Raw genomic sequence first — 314 nt, forward strand, 5'->3', positions numbered from 1 at the left:
ACGGTGGTGGTGTCGGTGGTGTCTTTGACCTCGGCAGTCGCGGACGCACCGTCCACGCTGGTGGCTTCGTAGTTGCCACCTTTCACATCGGTCACAGTCGCAGTGACTTTAGAGCCGTCGAGGTAAGCATCTTCGCCGTTGGTGTTTGGCACATCCAACTTGCCGTAACCGTCTTTGTCGACGCTGACGGTGTAGTCCTTGCCGCCGACGTTGACGGTCAAGGTGGCGGTGCCCTGCGGCGGGTTGCTCAGCTGGAAGTGGAAGGTGACGTTAGCGTCGCCTTCTTTCGCGGGATCAGCGGTGACGGCCACGGT

1 protein-coding gene is annotated in these 314 nt (G+C 60.8%); it reads right to left on the reverse strand.

The annotated features are described in order from the left end of the window. Positions 1–314 (reverse strand): immunoglobulin-like domain-containing protein (locus ACQRAX_RS25675; RefSeq protein ID WP_427867793.1); only part of this gene is annotated, 314 nt, incomplete at both ends.

Source organism: Pseudomonas sp. UM16 (genome assembly GCF_050312595.1).
In the GTDB taxonomy this organism is placed as follows: Bacteria; Pseudomonadota; Gammaproteobacteria; order Pseudomonadales; family Pseudomonadaceae; genus Aquipseudomonas.